We start from the raw sequence: 19,518 nt of genomic DNA, 5'->3' as shown, positions 1-19,518 counted from the left end.
ATCGAGATGAGCGAATACTCCCTTTTCACCTCCGAGTCCGTGTCTGAAGGGCATCCGGACAAAATCGCCGACCAGATTTCTGATGCGGTGCTGGACGCCATCATTGCTGAAGACAAGTTCGCCCGTGTGGCGTGCGAGACTCTGGTGAAAACCGGTGTAGCGATCATCGCTGGCGAAGTAACGACTACCGCCTGGGTTGACCTGGAGCAGATCGTTCGTGATGTGATCACCGACATCGGCTACACCAGCTCCGACGTCGGCTTCGACGGCGCGACCTGCGGCGTGATGAACATCATTGGCAAGCAATCGCCTGACATCAACCAGGGTGTCGACCGTGCCAAGCCTGAAGATCAGGGCGCCGGCGACCAGGGCCTGATGTTCGGCTACGCCAGCAACGAAACCGACGTGCTGATGCCAGCGCCGATCACCTTCTCGCACCAGCTGGTGCAACGCCAGGCTGAAGCCCGCAAGAACGGCCTGCTGCCTTGGCTGCGCCCGGACGCCAAGTCCCAGGTGACCTGCCGCTACGAAGGCGGCAAAGTCGTCGGCATCGACGCCGTTGTACTGTCGACCCAGCACAACCCGGACGTTTCCTACGCTGATCTGCGTGAAGGCGTGATGGAGCTGATCGTCAAGCACGTGCTGCCGGCCGAACTGCTGTCCAAGGACACCCAGTTCCACATCAACCCGACTGGCCAGTTCATCATTGGTGGCCCGGTGGGCGACTGCGGCCTGACCGGTCGCAAGATCATCGTCGACAGCTACGGCGGCATGGCCCGTCACGGCGGTGGCGCGTTCTCCGGCAAAGACCCGTCCAAGGTTGACCGTTCGGCGGCTTACGCCGGTCGCTACGTGGCCAAGAACATTGTCGCCGCGGGCCTGGCCGAGCGCTGCGAGATACAAGTGTCCTACGCCATCGGCGTGGCCCAGCCGACGTCGATCTCGCTGAATACCTTCGGTACCGGCAAGATCAGCGACGACAAGATCGTCAAGCTGGTGCGCGAGATCTTCGACCTGCGCCCTTACGCGATCACCACCATGCTCGACCTGCTGCACCCGATGTACCAGGAAACCGCAGCCTACGGCCACTTCGGTCGTACCCCTGCGCAGAAGACTGTCGGCGACGACACCTTCACCACCTTCACCTGGGAAAAGACCGATCGCGCCGACGACCTGCGCACCGCCGCCGGCCTGTAATCGCTCACGGCATATAAAGCCTCGCCGGGTTTACCCCCGGCGGGGCTTTTTTATTGCCTGCGGGATCACCCTCACATTTTTTGGATCCAAAGCTTGCAGGCCAAATAATGGCCCTCTAGAATCCGCGCCCTCTCGGGCCCTCTACCTTATTTGGATATTGCCCTGCGCCAGCCCGGGATCGATCAGCGCGCAGGCAATCGAACATTGAGGTTTTTCATGCGCATCTCCACGCTCGCCCCTGCCGCCCTTCTGCTCAGCCTGTTCGCCCTGCCGGCCCAATCCGCCGACCTGAGCGCACTGAGTGGCGCGCTGACGTCCCAACTGGGTGGCGGCAACTCCGGCGACTGCCAGAAGCAATCCGCGGACCTGCAAGCCAAGATCGATGCAGCCGAAGCCCAGAAAGACAACCTGAAAGTGAAGGCCTTCAAAGCGGCGCAGGAGCAGATCAACAAAGGCTGTAACAAACTTGCTGAAACCCAGGCCAAGGCCGACGCCAAGCAGCAAACCCAGGAGGCCAAGGCTGATAAGAATGACGCCGTGAAAGCCTTGGGCGGTCTGTTCAAGTAACTGGAAACACCCGGTAAAAAGCCCCGCACTGCCGGGGCTTTTTTGTGCCTGCCTGGATCACTTAGGCTGGGCGCCCTTTACGAGCAAGGAATGCTCATGACGCGCTTACTGATTGCGCTGCTGCTCAGCACGCTGACCTTTTCAGCCTGGGCTGACGGCTGCCCGGCTGAAGCCCGGACCCAACTCGGCACCCTGGCCGAACAGATCCGCCAGTGGGATGACAGCTATCACCGGCTCGGCCATTCCCCCGTCAGTGATGAACTCTACGACCAGGCTCGCCAACGCCTCGCGCAATGGCGCGAATGTTTCCCCCAACCCACGGCAAAGCCCGACAACCCACTGGCCAGCGCACGCGGCACCCTGGCTCACCCGGTCGCCCATACCGGCCTGGCAAAACTGCTGGATGAACAGGCAGTCGGCACCTGGCTCGGCACGCGCCAGGAGGTGTGGATACAACCCAAGGTCGATGGCGTGGCGGTGACATTGGTGTACCGCCAGGGTCGGCTGAGCCGGGTCATCAGCCGTGGCGATGGCCTGCTCGGCCAGGACTGGTCAGCCTCGGCGCTCAAGATCCCCGCCATTGTCCAGCAGCTGCCGGAGCCCCTCGACCTGGTGCTGCAAGGCGAACTCTACTGGCGCCTCGACGACCACGTGCAGTCGGCACATGGCGGGCTCAATGCCCGCAGCAAAGTGGCTGGGCTGATGAACCGCAAACACTTGAGCGACATCGAAGCCGCCGGCATCGGGGTGTTCATCTGGGCCTGGCCCGACGGCCCGGCCGCGTTCAACGAGCGCCTCGCCAGCCTGGCACGCTGGGGTTTCACCGACAGCCAGCGCTACAGCCAGCCCATCCAGGACATTACCCACGCCGCACACTGGCGCGCCTATTGGTACAACCATCCCCTGCCCTTCGCCAGTGATGGCGTGGTGCTGCACCAGGCGCAGCGCGCACCCGCCGAGCGCTGGCAGGCCAGCACGCCGTACTGGGCGGTCGCCTGGAAGTACCCGGCGGCCAAGGCCCTGGCACTGGTGCGCAACGTGCGGTTCAAGATCGGCCGTACCGGGCGCATCACCCCCATGCTCGAACTCGAGCCCGTGCGGCTGGATGACCGGCAGATCAACCGTGTCAACGTCGGCTCGCTGAAACGCTGGCAAGCACTGGACATCCGCCCTGGCGATCAGGTCGCCATCAGCCTGGCGGGCCAGATCATCCCACGGTTGGACCAAGTGATCATGCGCAACACCACCCGGGTCGACCTGCCGGTCCCGGACCCTCTGGACTTCCACGCCTTGAGCTGCTGGCAGCTGGACCCCGGCTGCGAGGAACAACTGCTGGCGCGGCTCACCTGGCTCAGCGGTGATCAAGGCCTGGCCTTGCCCCATATCGGCCGCGAGACCTGGAACATATTGATCCAGGCCGGTCTAATCGCAGGCTTTCTCGATTGGTTAACCCTGGACGCAGCAGAGCTTGCTAACATTGATGGCTTCGGCGATCGCAGCCGTGCGCGGGTGCTCGACAGCCTGCACAGCGCGCGGCAACGGCCCTTCGCCCAATGGCTCAAGGCCCTGGGCATACCGCCTGCGGCACGTAACAACCTGGAAGGCGGCTGGCAGACACTGGCCGCCAAAGACACCCAGGCCTGGCAGGCCACCGATGGCATCGGCCCGGGTCGCGCAGCGCAACTGAGCGCTTTTTTCCGCGATCCGCACGTACAGGCTTTGGCTGAAACACTACGCGTGGCCGGGATAGACGGGTTTTGAACCCGGCCTGGCCACCTTTGAACGGCGGCAGAATTCATCCTGCTGCCAGATTGCGACTTTGGAGTCCCACATGAAATTTCTCGCCCCTTTTGTCTTGTTGACTGTCGCAAGCTGCATGGCCACGCCACTGCTGGCGGCCGAAGAAGTTGCCCCCCTCACCGGCTGCGCCGCCAAGCGCCAGGCCATCAGCGCCCAGATCGAACAAGCCAAGGCGCATGGCAACAGCGCGCAACAGGCCGGCCTGGAAAAAGCCCTGAGCGAAGTCACTGCCAACTGCACCGACGCCTCCTTGAGGAAGGAGCGCGAAAACAAGGTGCTCGACGCCAAGCACGAAGTCAGCCGCCGTCAGGCTGACCTCGACAAGGCGATGAAAAAGGGCGATGCCGAGAAAATCAACAAGCGTAAGGACAAGCTCGCCCAGTCGCGCAAAGAACTGCAGGACGCCGTGGAACAACTCGACGAATAACGCCGGTCAGTGATCGCGAAACTGCTTATGGCAGGCGCTGCAGGCATCTTCGACTTTCTGCACCGCAGGCCCAAGGTTGCTGGCCTTGTACGGCTGGACCTGGCTGGCGACCACCAGTTCACCGGTGGCCGCTTCCAGGTTGCGGGCCAGTTCCTGGAAGCGTGCCTGTTGTTGCCATACGTCGTCCTTGGCGCTGGTGTGATCTTCTTCGCGCACGCTCGGGAAGTGCTTCCACGGTTCATGCGACAACGCATCGAGCTTGACCGCGCCTTCGGCAAACTTCGCGCCGTCGAACGGGATGCGTCCACGCAACATGCCGCCCAGGTCCTCGCCGGTCTTGAGCATCTGCTTGAAAATCGCCTTGCGCTGGCCCAGCGGGGAATTTGGATCGACGCCGCCACAGGCGGACAAGGCCACGCAGGCCAGCAATACAACCGTCAGTTTTTTAAAAGTCATGATGGCTCAGGGTCACGGGAAACGGCGGCCAGTATCCTCGCCCCGCCCGTAAAGACCAATAGCCCTATTAATAATAAGGGTTGCCCGGCTGCGCTACAGCGCGGGCAATCGCTTCAGGAATTGCGTTTATGAATGTCGTGCTGAAAACCTGGAGCCGCCGCCTGGCGTGGGCTCTGCCGATTGCTGCACTGCTGGCCGGCTGTGATGGCGGTAAAGACGCCAACAAAACAGAGGAAGTGGCCAAACCCCATGCCGTAGCCACCTACGTGAGCGCGCCATGGGAAGCCCTGCCGGCGGTGTCCGACAGCGACCTGCTGGCCGGCTTTGAAGCCTGGCGCAGCGCCTGCCAAAGCCTCAAGGCCGACCCGATCTGGGGCGCGACCTGTGCCGCAGCGGTCACCGTGCCGGGCAATGCCGTGGCGGTGCGTGGTTTTCTCAAAGAACGCCTGGATGTATTCGGCCTGCGCTCGGCCGACGACACCCCCAATGGCCTGATCACCGGCTACTACGAACCGGTCTACCCCGGCAGCCTGACCAAGACTGCCACCGCCCATGTGCCCGTGTATGGCGTGCCGGATGACCTGATCATCGTCAATCTGGAAAGCATCTATCCGGAACTCAAGGGCAAGCGCCTGCGCGGTCGCCTCGAAGGCCGCGTGCTCAAGCCCTATGACGATGCCAGCGCCATCAACGGCCAAGGCTCCAGCGCCAAGCCGATTGCCTGGCTGACCAACCCGATGGACCTGCAATTTCTGCAGATCCAGGGCTCGGGCCGCATTCAACTCAAGGACGGGCGCCAACTGCGCGTTGGTTATGGCGACCAGAACGGCTACCCCTATCGTCCTATCGGCCGCTGGCTGGTGGAGCAAGGCGAGTTGAAGAAAGAAGCAGTGACCATGGGCGCCATCAGCGCTTGGGCCAAGGCGCACCCGGAGCGAATCCCGGAACTGCTCGCGAGCAACCCCAGCTACGTGTTCTTCAGCGCCCGTCCCGACAGCAATGAAGGTCCGCGCGGTTCGCTGAACGTGCCGCTGACGGCAGGCTACAGCGTGGCGGTGGATCGCAAGGTGATCCCGCTGGGCAGCCTGTTGTGGCTGTCGACCACCACGCCCGACGGCTCGGCATTGGCACGTCCCGTCGCCGCACAGGACACCGGCGGTGCAATCACCGGCGAAGTGCGCGCGGATCTGTTCTGGGGCACGGGTGATGCGGCAGGCGAGTTGGCGGGAAATATGAAGCAGCAAGGCCAGATCTGGATGCTGTGGCCCAAAGGCGCGGCGTTGCCGCACGTGCCGGATGCACCCGCGGGTACCTGAGGAACACTGAAGGTCAAATGTGGAAACGGGCTTGTCGTGGGGATAAGGCCTGTCGTGGGGAGCGGACTTACTGTGGCGAGCGGGCTTGCCCCGCGTTGGGGTGCGAAGCAGCCCTGACAACAGGCGCCGAGTTCCTTCTGAAAGAACTCGGCGTGCCGACTAGGGCCGCTTCGCGCCCCAACGCGGGGCAAGCCCGCTCGCCACAGTAGGCGGGCTTGCCACAGCAGCCCGCTTGCCACAGTAAGCCCGGCCACAACAGAGGGCCGGGCTACGCCTTAGATCGAGACGAAGAAGAAGCTCGCGATCAATACCATTCCTACAAACCACACCAGCGAACGCAGCATTGCCCAGTCGGCGACGTAGCAGATGATGTACAACAGGCGACTCGTGATAAACAGCACCGCCAGCACATTGATGGTCACCAACGACGCAGTCCCGGCAAGGTGGGCGATAATCACCGCCGCCGCGAAGGCGGGTGTCACCTCAAAGCTGTTTAGCTGTGCGTTGTGGGCGCGCTTGGCGAAGCCGTCGAGGGTATCCAGAAAAGCGCGCGGATCATGATTCTGCCGCGGGCCGAATTTGCCGCCGCTGAACTTGGCCACCCCTGTGCACAGGTAAGGCAGGAAAATCGCTATCAACACACACCAGAAAGCCACCGTCATCACTGATTCCTTTTGTAGTTTTAAACAGAAATTAGAGTTTTAGCACTAAACCTAGCAAACCGCACTTACCGGCTATGAGCACGCCGCGCACCGAAAGGTTCTATCGCGCTGTGCAACCTCATGCCCGCCCTGCGGTCCACCCATGCACCAAAGAACTGCCACCCAACCTCCAAGGACCCCGGATGCTTGAACTTGTCGCCGCCTTCATCTGCCTCACCACCCTGCTCACCTATGTGAACTTCCGTTTTATCGGCCTGCCACCCACCATCGGCGTGATGGTCACGGCCCTGCTGTTTTCGCTGATCCTGCAAGGCCTGAGCGTGCTCGGCTACCCGGGCCTGGAGGAACGTATCCAGCAACTGATCGGCCAGATCGACTTCGGCGATTTGCTGATGAACTGGATGCTGTCGTTCCTGCTGTTCGCCGGCGCCCTGCACGTCAACCTCAACGACCTGCGCAGCTACCGCTGGCCCATCGGCCTGCTGGCAACGTTCGGCGTGTTGATTGCCACCGTGGTGATCGGCAGCCTGGCGTACTACATCTTCGCGCTGTTTGGCTGGCACGTGAGCTTCCTCTACTGCCTGCTGTTCGGCGCGCTGATCTCACCCACCGACCCGATTGCAGTCTTGGGCGTGCTGCGTACCGCGAACGCCTCCAAACCGCTGAAAACCACGATCGTCGGCGAGTCACTGTTCAACGACGGCACGGCGGTGGTGGTGTTTACGGTTTTACTGGGTATTGCACAGCTGGGCGAAACGCCGACCGTAGGCGCTACCGCGATGCTGTTTGCCCATGAGGCGATTGGCGGCGTGGTGTTTGGTGGCCTGATCGGCTACCTCGTGTACCTGATGATCAAGAGCATCGAGCAGCACCAGATCGAAGTGATGCTTACCCTCGCCCTGGTCATCGGCGGTTCGGCGATGGCCACCGAACTGCACGTCTCGGCGCCGATTGCGATGGTGGTGGCCGGTCTGATCATCGGCAACCTGGGGCGCAAGCTGGCGATGAACGACATGACCCGTCGCTATCTGGATGGCTTCTGGGAACTGCTCGATGACATGCTCAACGCGCTGCTGTTCGCGCTGATCGGCATGGAGCTGCTGCTGTTGCCGTTCAACTGGCTGCACGTCTTCGCTGCCAGCCTCCTGGCCGTAGCAATCCTGCTGTCACGCCTGCTGACCGTTGCTCCGGCGATCCTGCTGCTGCGCCGCTGGCGCACGGTGCCACGCGGGACCATCCGCATCCTGACCTGGGGCGGCTTGCGCGGCGGGGTTTCGGTAGCGCTGGCACTGGCCTTGCCGCTCGGCCCGGAGCGCGACCTGCTGCTGAGCATCACCTACATCGTGGTGCTGTCGTCGATCCTGTTGCAGGGGTTGAGCATCGGCAGGCTGGTCAAGCGCGTGACTCGGGACGAGCCCCAAGCCACGCCCGAGCCTCACTGATCCTTGTTGATCTGCTGCGGATGCCTCGGGTCCGCAGCGGTTTTTCCCGGCAAGCTGCTTTCACTGCGGATCTGCGCGTGACTGATCAACGCAAAGATAAAGCTGCCGCCGATGATATTGCCGGCCAGGGTCGGGCCGGCAAACACCAGCCAGAAGTCTTTCCACGGCAATTCGCCGGCAAACACCAGGTACGAAACCTCGGCCGAACCGACGACGATATGGGTGAAGTCCCCCAGCGCCATCAGGTAAGTGATCAGGATAATGATCCACATCTTGGCGCTTTCCATGGAGGGGATCATCCACACCATGGTCGCGATCATCCAACCGGAAACGATGCCTTTTGCAAACATCTGGCCGGCGTCGTTTTCCATGATCTTGCGGCCGATTTCGAGGAAGGCCAGGTCGGTCTTGGTATCGAAGATCGGCAGGTGCAGCATCACATACGCCACCAGCAGGGTGCCGCACAGGTTGCCGACCAGCACGACTGTCCATAAGCGCAGCAGGCGTCCCGCGTTGCCCAGCGTAGGTTTGCTCATCACCGGCAGCACGGCAGTCAGGGTGTTTTCGGTGAACAATTGCTGGCGCGCCAGGATCACCGCAAGGAAGCCCGCGCAGTAGCCGAAGCTGGCGATGACCTTGAAGGCTTCGCCATCTGGCAGACGCGAGTTGAGCAAGCCCATCGCCATCAGCGACAGTCCCATGGTCAGGCCGGCAGCGAGCGCCGACCACCACAAGGCGGCGACGCTGCGCTCCAGTTCCTGGTCGCCCTGGGTGCGGATGATTTCATGCAACACCGCCGCGCGGGGGGGTTGGTTCTTGTCTACGTCCTGTTGCTCTTCCTGCGACAGGTTGGGGGTCTTGCCGTCTGCTTGAGTGGCCATGATGTACCAGAGTCCGAGGGGTGCCTGTAGCTACGACATGCCGGCACAGTAGCTGTTCAGTGGCCAGGCAACTAAACCCGTTTGCGCCAGGCCTTGGCCATCTCCACAGTAGTGTCACTGGAAGACATACTCCATGGCGTGTTGCGCGCCTGGTAATGTTCGCTGAGATCATCAAGCACACGATTGAACGCCTGCGGCGCGGTGGCCTTGGCCAAGTCTCGTGCCGCGCGCTGCAACAGTTCGACATTGGATGCCGGCTGGCCAGGTCGGAACAGTGACGGGTAGATAACCTCTCGTGTAAAGCTCTCGGCACTCACCGCGATATCGCGACGTTTCATTTCGGCAACAGCGCAAGCCATGACCCTGGAAGCGGACGGTACATCGCCGGAGCCCTGATTAGCAGCCACTTGCAGCAATCGCTGAAAATTTCGCTGGCCTGGGTCATTCAAGCGCCGTCCCAACCACTCCAATTGCTCGGGACTTCGGGCAAGTGCTTCCAGATTGCGCACTGCCGACGACAGCTTCGGTGTGAACAGCAAGCCAGCATGCGACTTATCGACCTCTGTAATCGCATGGTCCAGCGCGCGCAACGCCTGTTTCGCTTCTTCTCGAAACATCAGCACACTGGCTGCGGCGCTGTCTGCCTGCAATGCCGTCTGCACACTGGCCAGTGTTTCATCATCCATCGCCAGCACCGCCGCATCCAGCGAACCGAACGAGTGAGACTCCCTCGTCGAGGCCAGATTCTGCAGGTGCCCAGCCACCGTTTCACGGGTCCTTTCCTGCAGGTGCTGCTTGTGCTCATCCTTCATGGTGAAGTTGACCGTCCCGTTGAACAGGCCGCGAAAATCTCCCTGTTCGGTCTTCAGTGGCGACACCAGCGTCTGGTCGGCAAATGCCTTGAGCCTATTATCCTGGTAAGCCTCGGCAGCCGAATGTGGCGTTCCCGTAATGCAGTCGACCAAGCTGCTGAAAAAACTGCCACTTTGGGCAGGCTCCTCGGCGGAGTCAGGTTCGAATTTGATGATCAGCGACTCGGGCTTGCTCAGGAGGCTCTCGGCAAACAATCGGTCCACCACGCCTGGCGCTGGCGTATTGAGCATCAGGCCACCGTCCTGAAAGGTCGTGGATTCTATCGCCATCTGGAAGCCATGCCCCTGTTCCACAGGGCTTTTGAACAGTGCCGGCAACGAACCCGAAATACGCGCAGCGCGGGCAATATCCATGTCCGGCGTCAAACTGCTGTTGAACACTACCAACTGTGGACGCCCTCCAAACATGCCCGTGCCGGTGATATTGAGTTGCTTGACCGCTGCAATACTGCGGCTTAACACCTCAAGGTCGGCAAACGTCGGCGCGCCACCAGCACTGAGCTTGTCAGCAATGCGCATGACGTCGGCAGGCCGGGTTTCTCTGGGAGTGTCGGCAATATGACCAAGAAGCGCCTTGCGCGACTCGTCGCGGATCATGTCCTCCAGCGGGGCGGCATCGGTTTTCAGGCGCGGCAGCAGGGTCATCAGCAACTGGGAAATATTGCCGACCGGGCCCGGCAAGTACCCGAGGTATTTGCCCAGTGTCGAACTGGCGTCCTGCAACCAGGCCGTCACAGGGTCTTTGCTGTTCAGCAAGGTTGGCAGACTGATGTTGTCCGACAGTCCATCGAAGGCTGCGGCACTCATTCCACTGGCAATCAATGCCGCAGAAATCGCACCGGCGGATGAGCCGGAAATCACCTGGATGCCTTCCAGCTTCCGGGCGTCCTCGAGTGCCTGCACCACCCCCGAAAAGGCAACCCCCTTGGCGCCACCACCGCTGAGCACCAAATGCGTGATGGGCGGCCGCGACAATGTCACCTCCACACGCCCATGGGGATCGCGCTGGAGGATCAGATTGCGCGCGCCGCCGCCCTCCACCCGTAACATCTTCGCGGTGTGATCGACGCGGGTACTGACATCTCCAGGCGAGAGAAACTGAACGGGATTGACCGGATTGAGCACTTTCATGCGCTGACTCACTCTGCGGGGGTGTAGTGCTGAGTGATGACAGCGCCTGGGAAAGATCCAACCGGAACAATCAGGTAACAGAAACCAAACCGGTGGGCATGCAGTTATTCCTGGATGCCATCCTCCTGGAACTGGTCCTTGACGTACTTGATTTCCGTACGGCCGTGAGGCGCTGGCAGGCCATCTTCACCGAGGTTGACGAAGACCATTTTCTCGACGGTGAGGATGCTTTTACGGGTGATCTTGTTGCGCACTTCACAGGTCAGGGTGATCGAGGTGCGGCCGAATTCGGTGGCGGTGATGCCCAGCTCGATGATGTCGCCCTGGCGCGAGGCACTGACGAAGTTGATTTCGGAGATGTACTTGGTCACCACGCGCTGGTTGCCCAACTGGACAATCGCATAGATTGCCGCTTCTTCGTCGATCCAGCGCAACAGGCTGCCACCGAACAGGGTGCCGTTGGGGTTGAGGTCTTCGGGTTTTACCCATTTGCGGGTGTGGAAGTTCATGGGGACTCCAGGTTTGAGATGTTTGGCGATTGGGTTGTGGCCCCCAGCTTCAAGTTTTAAGCGACAAGCTGCAAGTAGTAGCCGATTCGCTCTTACTTGCCGCTTGTAGCTTGTTGCTTGCCACTAGCCGGACAAAGACAGCTATAATCGCCCCCGATTTCAGAACGGCTACTACCGTTCTCCCGCCACCTGTCCGAGGGGCGCTGCAGCAGGTTCAACCTGTCAGGCTCGGATGGGGCGTTGTCCGGCCTGGTTAGCCAGCTGGATACTAAACGCACAACGGCGCCCATTCGCACACTACGAATGGAGGCTCTTCATGAGCGCTGTAAACACGCCTGCAGATTTCAACGACTACAAAGTCGCCGACATGTCCCTCGCTGCCTGGGGCCGTCGCGAAACCTTTATCGCCGAATCCGAAATGCCTGCGCTGATGGGCCTGCGTCGCAAGTACGCCGCTGAGCAACCGCTCAAGGGCGCGAAGATCCTCGGCTGCATCCACATGACCATCCAGACTGCCGTGCTGATCGAGACCCTGGTTGCCCTGGGTGCCGAAGTACGCTGGTCGTCCTGCAACATCTTCTCGACTCAAGACCAGGCCGCTGCCGCTATCGCTGCTGCCGGTATCGCCGTGTTCGCCTGGAAAGGCGAGACCGAAGAAGAGTACGAGTGGTGCCTGGAGCAAACCATCCTCAAGGATGGCAAGCCATGGGACGCCAACATGATCCTCGACGACGGCGGCGACCTGACCGAGCTCCTGCACAAGAAGTACCCGCAGATCCTCGACCGCGTCCACGGCGTGACCGAAGAAACCACCACCGGCGTACACCGCCTGCTGGACATGCTGGCCAAGGGCGAGCTGAAAATCCCGGCCATCAACGTCAACGACTCGGTGACCAAGAGCAAGAACGACAACAAGTACGGCTGCCGTCACAGCCTGAACGATGCCATCAAGCGCGGCACCGACCACCTGCTGTCGGGCAAGCAAGCCCTGGTGATCGGCTACGGTGACGTGGGCAAGGGTTCGTCCCAGTCCCTGCGTCAGGAAGGCATGATCGTCAAGGTGTCCGAAGTCGATCCGATCTGCGCCATGCAAGCCTGCATGGACGGTTTCGAAGTGGTTTCGCCGTTCATCAACGGCCAGAACGACGGCACCGAAGCGAGCATCGACAAAGCCCTGTTGGGCAAGATCGACCTGATCGTGACCACCACCGGTAACGTCAATGTTTGCGATGCGAACATGCTCAAGGCCCTGAAAAAGCGCGCCGTAGTGTGCAACATCGGTCACTTCGACAACGAAATCGACACTGCTTTCATGCGCAAGAACTGGGCGTGGGAAGAAGTGAAGCCACAGGTACACAAGGTTCACCGTACCGGCGCTGGCGATTTCGACCCGCAGAACGATGACTACCTGATCCTGCTGGCTGAAGGCCGCCTGGTTAACCTGGGCAACGCCACCGGCCACCCAAGCCGCATCATGGATGGCTCGTTCGCCAACCAGGTTCTGGCCCAGATCTTCCTGTTCGGCCAGAAATACGCCGACCTGTCGCCTGCCCAGAAAGCCGAGCGCCTGACCGTGGAAGTACTGCCGAAGAAACTCGACGAAGAAGTGGCCCTGGAAATGGTCCGCGGCTTCGGTGGCGTCGTGACTCAACTGACCAAGACCCAGGCCGACTACATCGGCGTGACCGTCGAAGGTCCGTTCAAGCCGCACGCTTACCGCTACTAAGCAGCGGCAAGCTTTCAGCGGCAAGCGTCAAGAAATGCGCTTGTGCCGAGGGCTTGCTACTTCATTGCTCTTTAAGCAGCTACCAGCTGCGAGCTCCAAGCTGCAAGAACAGGCACACCGCCCTCTTGCAGCTTGAGGCTTGCAACTTGCAGCTGGAGACCTCACATGTCCCAAGACCGTCGCTACAGCTTCGAGTTCTTCCCGACCAAGACCGATGCTGGACATGAAAAACTGATGGCCGTTGCCAAGCAACTGGCCAGCTACAACCCTGACTTCTTCTCCTGCACCTACGGCGCCGGCGGCTCGACCCGTGACCGCACGATCAACACCGTGCTGCAGCTGGAAAGCGAAGCCAACATTCCCGCCGCTCCGCACTTGTCGTGCGTGGGCGACAGCAAGGCCGACCTGCGCGGCCTGCTGACCCAATACCAGCAAGCCGGCATCAAGCGCATCGTCGCCTTGCGTGGCGACCTGCCATCCGGCATGGGCATGGCCAGCGGTGAGCTGCGCTACGCCAACGACCTGGTGAGTTTCATCCGTGAAGAAAGCGGCGATCACTTCCATATCGAAGTGGCGGCTTACCCGGAGATGCACCCCCAGGCGCGCAACTTCGAAGACGATCTGCAGAATTTCGTGCGCAAGGCCAACGCCGGCGCCGACAGCGCGATCACCCAGTACTTCTTCAACGCCGACAGCTACTTCTACTTCGTCGAGCGCGTGCGGGCCATGGGTGTGAACATCCCGATCGTGCCAGGCATCATGCCGATCACCAACTACAGCAAGCTGGCACGCTTCTCCGACGCGTGCGGTGCCGAGATCCCACGCTGGATCCGCAAGCAACTGGAAGCCTACGGCGACGACGTCAAGAGCATCCAGGCGTTCGGCGAACAGGTCATCAGCAGCATGTGCGAAGAATTGCTGCAAGGTGGCGCACCCGGGCTGCACTTCTATACGCTTAACCAGGCTGAGCCGAGCCTTGCAATCTGGAACAACCTCAAGCTGCCGCGCTGAGGTCTGACCGAGCTGCACCCAGGCCCTCGTTTATACGAGGGCTTTTTTTGTTCACATCTCCCCGGAATGGAAGCCTGCAGTAAATGAATACAGCGTCCCCGACTCCCCGCCCGCAGCTGGTTTACCTGGTATTCGGCGCCGAGACCTATCATCAGGAAGCGGTATTCAGCATCGCCAGTGCCCTGGCGCAGCTGGGCGCAACCGAGGACCTGCCCCTGGACATCCAGGTGTTCAGCGACAACCCGGCGCCCTACGACGGCCTGCCGGTGCAGGTCCACACGCTGGATGAGGCCACGCGTAAACGCTGGAGCGAACCTCACGGCTACCATTTCCGCACCAAGCACGTGCTGTTGCGCGAAGTCCTGGAAACGGCGGAGCGGGCACTGCTGATCGACACCGATACGTTTTTCCACGACTCGCCCATGGCCCTGTTCGAGCGCGTCGCGCCCGGCACCCTGCTGTGCAACGCCTTCCACGCCAAGTACGGCGATAACCGCGAAAGCGTGCTGTACGAAGCGCTCGCGCCGTACCTGAGCGAAAAAGGCCTGGCCGACGACAACATGTGGCTGCTCAACTCCGGGGTAATGGGCCTGGCACGCCAGGACGCGCACCTGCTGGACCAGTCGATTGCGCTGATGGACGAACTGTTCCCGATGGCTCTCGGCGCCTACACCCTGGAAGAGTTCTGCCTGTCGGTTGCCGCCTACCGCCAGGTCAACGTGCGCCAATGCCCGGACCTGATCCACCATTACTGGAGCCGCAAACAGCTGTTCCGGGCCAAGGTCAAGGCGTGGATCACCAAGCACAGCGCCAGCCCCATCAGCACCCTGGCCCTGGCCGACACACGCAAGGTCTCCGCCCACTTGCCGCGCCCGCCACGCCTGCAGCGCCTGATGTACAAGCTGATCACCCTGGCCCTGCCCAAGCGCAAGCAGCAGTTCATCCGCGAGATTCTCTACGGGTGCTACGAGCACCAAAACGAGTTCGACCAGGCATGTGGCCCGGTTTGGTGGGACAAGGCGCGCCAGAATCAGGAAGAGCGCCAGCAGCGCCCGGTCGATGCACACCAGCTGGAGCACTGGTTCGCCAACCCGTTGGTGCGCCTGATTCTCGGTGAGCGGCGTACCGCCATCTACGAGCACCTGATGAGTTCGCAGACGCATTGATACCGCCTGCAGATGCGTGTGCCAGAGCTTCTCTTTAGCGCAGGAGCGTCGTAACCTCAGGGTATGCCCGTGATCCTGAAGCTTGCGACCGCTGCCCTTTTCACTTGCCTGAGCCTGGCCGCTTATGGCGAGAAACTGCGCATTGTCACCGAGCCCTGGGCACCCTATGTGTACGAAGAACGCGGCGCCATGCAGGGACTGGACTACGACACCACGGTGATCGTGTTCCAGCGCCTGGGGGTCGATGTAGAGTGGCAATTCCTGCCCTGGAAGCGCTGCCTGGCCATGCTTGACCAGGGCCAGGCCGACGGCGCGCTGGATATTTTCCACAGCCATGAGCGCGACGCGCTGCTGCTCTACCCCAGCGAACCGCTGTCACAAGTCGAGTTCACCCTGTTCTACGCCAACGAACGGCCGCACCCGGCCCAAAGCCTTGAGGACCTGCGCGGCCTGACCATCGGCACCTCGCCAGGCTACCTGTACGGCGAGCCGTTCAGCGATTCCGCGCTGTTCAACCGCGAAGCGGCGCCCAGCCATGAGGCCAACTTCGGCAAATTGATGCTCGGGCGCATCGACCTGGTGATCACCGACCGCCGGGTCGGCCAGCACGTGATCAAGGCCTTGGGCCTGGAAGGCAAGGTCAGCCAGGCCCAGGTCGTGGTCAGCCGCCAGCCGCAGTTCCTGGCCGTGCGCCGGGGTGCGGGCATGGACCTGCTGGTGCAGCGCTTTGCCGCCGAGCTCAGGCGCTTCAAACAGGAACCGGCCTACGCCGCCTTGAGTGCCAAATATGGTGGAATCCAGGCCATATCGGCAGCAGGAGACACCGTTGAGCAGCAGGAAAGCAGCGCGCAGTGATTGCTCTGTTATACTCCGGCCTTTCCGCCAGGCTTACGCCCGGCCGCTGAGGTCTTGAAAAAGGCACCCAACCCCGCTACAGCGCAGCTTTCAGCCCGCGCGAGCCGGTGGAGTGCTCGCCAGACGCAGCAGGACCGGACGGGATTGCGCTCCCCTAAGCGCCATTCGCGCCCGGCAAGATTATCCCTCTGGGCCAAGCCCTAACTAAAACAGGATTACTCATGTCCTTTGCTTCCCTCGGTCTCTCCGAGGCTTTAGTCCGCGCCATCGAGGCAGCGGGCTATACCGAGCCTACTCCGGTGCAACAGCGGGCCATTCCCGCCGTGTTGCAAGGTCGCGACCTGATGGTTGCGGCTCAGACAGGTACTGGTAAAACCGGCGGCTTCGCCCTCCCGATTCTGGAGCGGTTGTTCCCCAATGGTCACCCGGACAAATCCCAGCGTCACGGCCCGCGCCAACCGCGCGTACTGGTCCTGACCCCCACCCGCGAACTCGCCGCGCAAGTGCACGACAGCTTCAAGCTGTATGCCCGCGACCTGAAGTTCGTCAGCGCCTGCATCTTCGGCGGCGTCGGCATGAACCCACAGGTTCAGGCCATGTCCCGTGGTGTCGACGTGCTGGTCGCCTGCCCCGGTCGCTTGCTCGACCTGTGCGGCCAAGGCAGCGTCGACTTGTCCCACGTGGAAATCCTCGTGCTGGACGAAGCAGACCGCATGCTCGACATGGGCTTTGTCCATGACGTGAAAAAGGTCCTCGCACGCCTGCCGGCCAAACGTCAGAACCTGCTGTTCTCGGCAACGTTCTCGAACGACATCACCGCCCTGGCCGGCAAGCTGCTGCACAACCCGGAACGCATTGAAGTCACGCCGCCGAACACCACGGTCGAGCGTATCGAACAACGCGTGTTCCGCCTGGCCGCCAGCCACAAGCGTGCGCTGCTGGCCCACCTGATCACCGCCGGCGCGTGGGAACAGGTACTGGTGTTCACCCGCACCAAGCACGGCGCGAACCGCCTGGCCGAGTACCTGGACAAGCACGGCCTCACCGCCGTCGCCATCCACGGCAACAAGAGCCAGAACGCCCGCACCAAAGCCCTGGCCGATTTCAAGGCCGGTGAAGTGCGCATCCTGGTGGCCACCGATATCGCCGCCCGCGGCCTGGATATCGACCAACTGCCACACGTGGTCAACTTCGAACTGCCGAACGTCGACGAAGACTACGTGCACCGTATCGGCCGTACCGGCCGTGCCGGTCGTTCGGGTGAAGCCATCTCCCTGGTTGCACCGGACGAAGAAAAACTGCTGAAAAGCATCGAGCGCATGACCAAGCAGAAAATCGCCGACGGCGACCTGATGGGCTTCGATGCCAGCGCCGTCGAGGCTGAAAAGCCAGAAGCGCGCGAGCGTCCGGACGTGCGCAACCCACGCAACCCACGCGGTCCGAAGGGCGATGGCCCGAACGGCGGCGGTGGTGGCGGTGGTCGTCGCGACAAGGGCAAGGACAAGGGCGGCAAGGAAAAAGCGCCTACCAACGGCCGTGGCGAGCGCCCGGCCCGTGAGCAAAAACCACGTGAAGGCACCCCGGCCCGCGAACAGCGCCAGCCGACCCAGCCACCACGCGCTGCAGCCGACCGCGCCCCGGACGAGTTCCTCGACGACGACGTGGATAACTTCGGTAACCGCGTCGACTACGTGCCCCAGGCCAAACCGGCCCAGGGTCGTGGCCGTCGCCCAGGCGCCCCGGCGCAAGGTGCCGGCGCTGGTGCCCCACGTGGCGGCCAGCCACAGGGCGGTCGTCAGAACGGTCCGCGCAACAGCAGCGGCGGCACCACCGGTACGCCACCGGCCAAGCGCAACGGCCCGCGTAACGGCGCGCCACGTGATGGCCAGGCCCGTCGCGATGATTCGCGCAGCAACAACCGTCGCCCGGCCCGTGACGACCAGCCACGCTTGTCCGAACCCGCCGTGCAGAACCCGCGCGGTGGCCCGGCGCCGAAGATCATCCACAAGGAGTCGAAAGCCGACCGCTTCCCGACACCGGAGCAGTTGGATCAACTGCCAGGCCGTCCTCGTGGTGAAAAACCGGCGCTGCTGACCCGCAACCGCTGAGTTTCACAGCACCACAAAAAATGCCCCGCCTCTTTCGAGACGGGGCATTTTTTTTGACTCGACACTGATCAACTGTGGGAGCTGGCTTGCCTGCGATGGTATCGACTCGGTGTGCCTGATGCTTCGATGTGCCCGCATCGCAGGCAAGCCAGCGCCCACATTGCGTGCATTCCAGGCATAAAAAAACCGGATCTCAGGATCCGGTTTTTTCGGGTAATAACAGAAATTACTTCTGCTTGACGCCTTCCAGCGAGATGTCCAGGTCTACAGTCTGCGAGGACGGGCCTGGGCCTTTGATGCCGAAGTCGTTCAGGTTGACGGTAGTGGTGGCGTTGAAGCCAGCACGTTCGCCGCCCCATGGATCCTTGCCTTCACCGTTGAAGGTCGCCTTGAAGGTCACAGGCTTGGTCACGCCGTGGAAAGTCAGGTCGCCCGTCACGTCAGCGGTTTTTTCGCCGGTGGATTTAACAGCGGTGGACACGAACTTGGCATCGGCAAACTTGCCAACATCGAGGAAGTCCTTGCTGGCGATGTGCTTGTCACGTTCTGCGTGGTTCGACCACAGGCTGGCGGTTTTCACGTCGACCGCGATTTTGCTGGCTTCAGGCTTGGCGGCATCCCAGCTGAACGAACCATCCCAGTCCTTGAAGGTACCGTGGATGTAGCTGTAGCCCAGGTGGCTGATTTTCCAGTCGATGAAGGCGTGCTGGCCTTCCTTGTCGATCTTGTAGTCGGCGGCCATCACCTGACCAGCAGACAGCAGGGCGGTACCGATTGCCAGAGCGGCGAGCGTCTTTTTCAACATGCTTTCTATTCCTTGTGAGTCGAGGTTGAACATCAGGCTTTGCGCCCCAGCATACGAACCAGGGTCACATCACGATCAATGAAATGGTGTTTCAGCGCGGCCACGCCATGCAGGCCGGCGAACACCACCAATACCCAGGCCAGGTACAAATGCACCACGCCTGCAGTGTCTGCCTGGTCCGGTAGCCCGGAAACCAGCGCAGGAATCTCAAACAAGCCAAACACCGGGATCCCGACACCGTCTGCGGTGGAAATCAGGTAACCGGCAATCATCACGGCAAACAGCCCGAGATACAGGAACGCGTGGCCAAATGCAGCCCCCAGACGCGTCATGCGGCTATAGCTGGCAAGCGGTGGCGGCGGCGGGCTGACCAGGCGCCAGACGATCCGCACGAGCATGATGGCGAACAGCGTAATGCCGATGCTCTTGTGCAGGTCCGGGGCGTCTTTGCGCCAGGCACTGTAGTAGTCGAGACCGACCATCCACAGGCCCAATGCGAACAGACCGAACACCACCAGGGCCACGCCCCAGTGCAAAACGATGCTGACCCAGCCATAGCGGGCCGGTGAATTACGTAGTTGCATGTC

18 protein-coding genes and 1 riboswitch are annotated in these 19,518 nt (G+C 61.6%); of the genes, 11 read left to right on the top strand and 7 right to left on the bottom strand.

The window, feature by feature from the left end:
- Nucleotides 1-6 precede the first annotated feature (6 nt).
- The 4 genes from metK (at nucleotide 7) to AC07OJ_RS13715 (ending at nucleotide 3,991) form a co-directional block, all read left to right on the top strand.
- Nucleotides 7-1,197, top strand: coding sequence for a methionine adenosyltransferase (metK, locus tag AC07OJ_RS13730; protein WP_495006445.1), 1,191 nt, complete (start codon nucleotides 7-9; stop codon nucleotides 1,195-1,197).
- Between the two features lie 216 nt (nucleotides 1,198-1,413).
- Complete coding sequence (locus AC07OJ_RS13725; protein ID WP_065904850.1) at nucleotides 1,414-1,764, top strand: hypothetical protein; 351 nt, start codon at nucleotides 1,414-1,416, stop codon at nucleotides 1,762-1,764.
- 96 nt (nucleotides 1,765-1,860) lie between these two features.
- Nucleotides 1,861-3,525, top strand: a complete 1,665-nt coding sequence (gene ligB, locus AC07OJ_RS13720; RefSeq protein WP_495094658.1) for an NAD-dependent DNA ligase LigB — start codon at nucleotides 1,861-1,863, stop codon at nucleotides 3,523-3,525.
- A 70-nt stretch (nucleotides 3,526-3,595) separates the two neighbouring features.
- A complete protein-coding gene (locus AC07OJ_RS13715; protein ID WP_065904854.1) occupies nucleotides 3,596-3,991 on the top strand; it encodes a DUF1090 domain-containing protein in 396 nt (131 codons plus the stop codon).
- Between the two features lie 6 nt (nucleotides 3,992-3,997).
- Here the strand turns inward: AC07OJ_RS13715 and AC07OJ_RS13710 are convergent, their stop codons facing one another.
- The gene (locus tag AC07OJ_RS13710) at nucleotides 3,998-4,447 is read right to left on the bottom strand and encodes a c-type cytochrome (RefSeq protein ID WP_065904855.1); all 450 of its coding nucleotides are present in this window, start codon (nucleotides 4,445-4,447) and stop codon (nucleotides 3,998-4,000) included.
- Between the two features lie 128 nt (nucleotides 4,448-4,575).
- On the opposite strand from AC07OJ_RS13710, the gene mltA reads away from it, so the two are divergent.
- Nucleotides 4,576-5,763, top strand: coding sequence for a murein transglycosylase A (gene mltA / locus AC07OJ_RS13705; RefSeq protein WP_495094657.1), 1,188 nt, complete (start codon nucleotides 4,576-4,578; stop codon nucleotides 5,761-5,763).
- Nucleotides 5,764-6,038: 275 nt separating this feature from the next.
- Here mltA and AC07OJ_RS13700 read toward each other — a convergent pair whose 3' ends face one another.
- On the bottom strand, nucleotides 6,039-6,425 hold the full coding sequence (locus tag AC07OJ_RS13700) for an MAPEG family protein (RefSeq protein ID WP_065904857.1): 387 nt from the start codon (nucleotides 6,423-6,425) through the stop codon (nucleotides 6,039-6,041).
- A 182-nt stretch (nucleotides 6,426-6,607) separates the two neighbouring features.
- Here AC07OJ_RS13700 and AC07OJ_RS13695 point away from each other — a divergent pair, with 182 nt between their 5' ends.
- Entirely contained in the window at nucleotides 6,608-7,867 is a 1,260-nt protein-coding gene (locus AC07OJ_RS13695) for a cation:proton antiporter (RefSeq protein WP_065904859.1), read from the top strand.
- On the opposite strand, the gene AC07OJ_RS13690 is transcribed toward AC07OJ_RS13695, so the two are convergent.
- The 3 genes from AC07OJ_RS13690 to AC07OJ_RS13680 form a co-directional block, all read right to left on the bottom strand.
- A complete protein-coding gene (locus AC07OJ_RS13690; RefSeq protein ID WP_065904861.1) occupies nucleotides 7,861-8,748 on the bottom strand; it encodes a formate/nitrite transporter family protein in 888 nt (295 codons plus the stop codon). The genes AC07OJ_RS13695 and AC07OJ_RS13690 overlap by 7 nt on opposite strands.
- A gap of 71 nt (nucleotides 8,749-8,819) precedes the next feature.
- Nucleotides 8,820-10,751, bottom strand: a complete 1,932-nt coding sequence (locus AC07OJ_RS13685; protein WP_495094656.1) for a patatin-like phospholipase family protein — start codon at nucleotides 10,749-10,751, stop codon at nucleotides 8,820-8,822.
- A gap of 104 nt (nucleotides 10,752-10,855) precedes the next feature.
- The gene (locus AC07OJ_RS13680) at nucleotides 10,856-11,260 is read right to left on the bottom strand and encodes an acyl-CoA thioesterase (protein ID WP_065904864.1); all 405 of its coding nucleotides are present in this window, start codon (nucleotides 11,258-11,260) and stop codon (nucleotides 10,856-10,858) included.
- 189 nt (nucleotides 11,261-11,449) lie between these two features.
- Nucleotides 11,450-11,555: riboswitch (S-adenosyl-L-homocysteine riboswitch) on the top strand.
- 21 nt (nucleotides 11,556-11,576) lie between these two features.
- Between AC07OJ_RS13680 and ahcY the strand changes: the two genes are divergently transcribed.
- From ahcY to rhlE2, 5 genes are all read left to right on the top strand, one after another.
- Nucleotides 11,577-12,986, top strand: a complete 1,410-nt coding sequence (ahcY, locus tag AC07OJ_RS13675; RefSeq protein ID WP_010207176.1) for an adenosylhomocysteinase — start codon at nucleotides 11,577-11,579, stop codon at nucleotides 12,984-12,986.
- A 165-nt stretch (nucleotides 12,987-13,151) separates the two neighbouring features.
- Nucleotides 13,152-13,997, top strand: coding sequence for a methylenetetrahydrofolate reductase [NAD(P)H] (gene metF, locus AC07OJ_RS13670; RefSeq protein WP_065904866.1), 846 nt, complete (start codon nucleotides 13,152-13,154; stop codon nucleotides 13,995-13,997).
- Between the two features lie 83 nt (nucleotides 13,998-14,080).
- Nucleotides 14,081-15,163, top strand: a complete 1,083-nt coding sequence (locus AC07OJ_RS13665; protein ID WP_495094655.1) for a hypothetical protein — start codon at nucleotides 14,081-14,083, stop codon at nucleotides 15,161-15,163.
- A gap of 63 nt (nucleotides 15,164-15,226) precedes the next feature.
- On the top strand, nucleotides 15,227-16,018 hold the full coding sequence (locus tag AC07OJ_RS13660; protein ID WP_495094654.1) for a substrate-binding periplasmic protein: 792 nt from the start codon (nucleotides 15,227-15,229) through the stop codon (nucleotides 16,016-16,018).
- Between the two features lie 221 nt (nucleotides 16,019-16,239).
- A complete protein-coding gene (rhlE2, locus tag AC07OJ_RS13655) occupies nucleotides 16,240-18,126 on the top strand; it encodes an RNA helicase RhlE2 (protein ID WP_120450290.1) in 1,887 nt (628 codons plus the stop codon).
- 226 nt (nucleotides 18,127-18,352) lie between these two features.
- Here the strand turns inward: rhlE2 and AC07OJ_RS13650 are convergent, their stop codons facing one another.
- Complete coding sequence (locus AC07OJ_RS13650) at nucleotides 18,353-18,931, bottom strand: YceI family protein (protein ID WP_065904872.1); 579 nt, start codon at nucleotides 18,929-18,931, stop codon at nucleotides 18,353-18,355.
- Nucleotides 18,932-18,963: 32 nt separating this feature from the next.
- Nucleotides 18,964-19,515: a cytochrome b gene (locus tag AC07OJ_RS13645; RefSeq protein ID WP_003216842.1), complete on the bottom strand. Its 552-nt coding sequence runs from the start codon at nucleotides 19,513-19,515 to the stop codon at nucleotides 18,964-18,966.
- Between the last annotated feature and the right edge of the window lie 3 nt (nucleotides 19,516-19,518).

Source organism: Pseudomonas sp. GW821-FHT09C08 (assembly GCF_059418125.1).
This window is presented reverse-complemented; position numbering and strand designations above follow the sequence as displayed.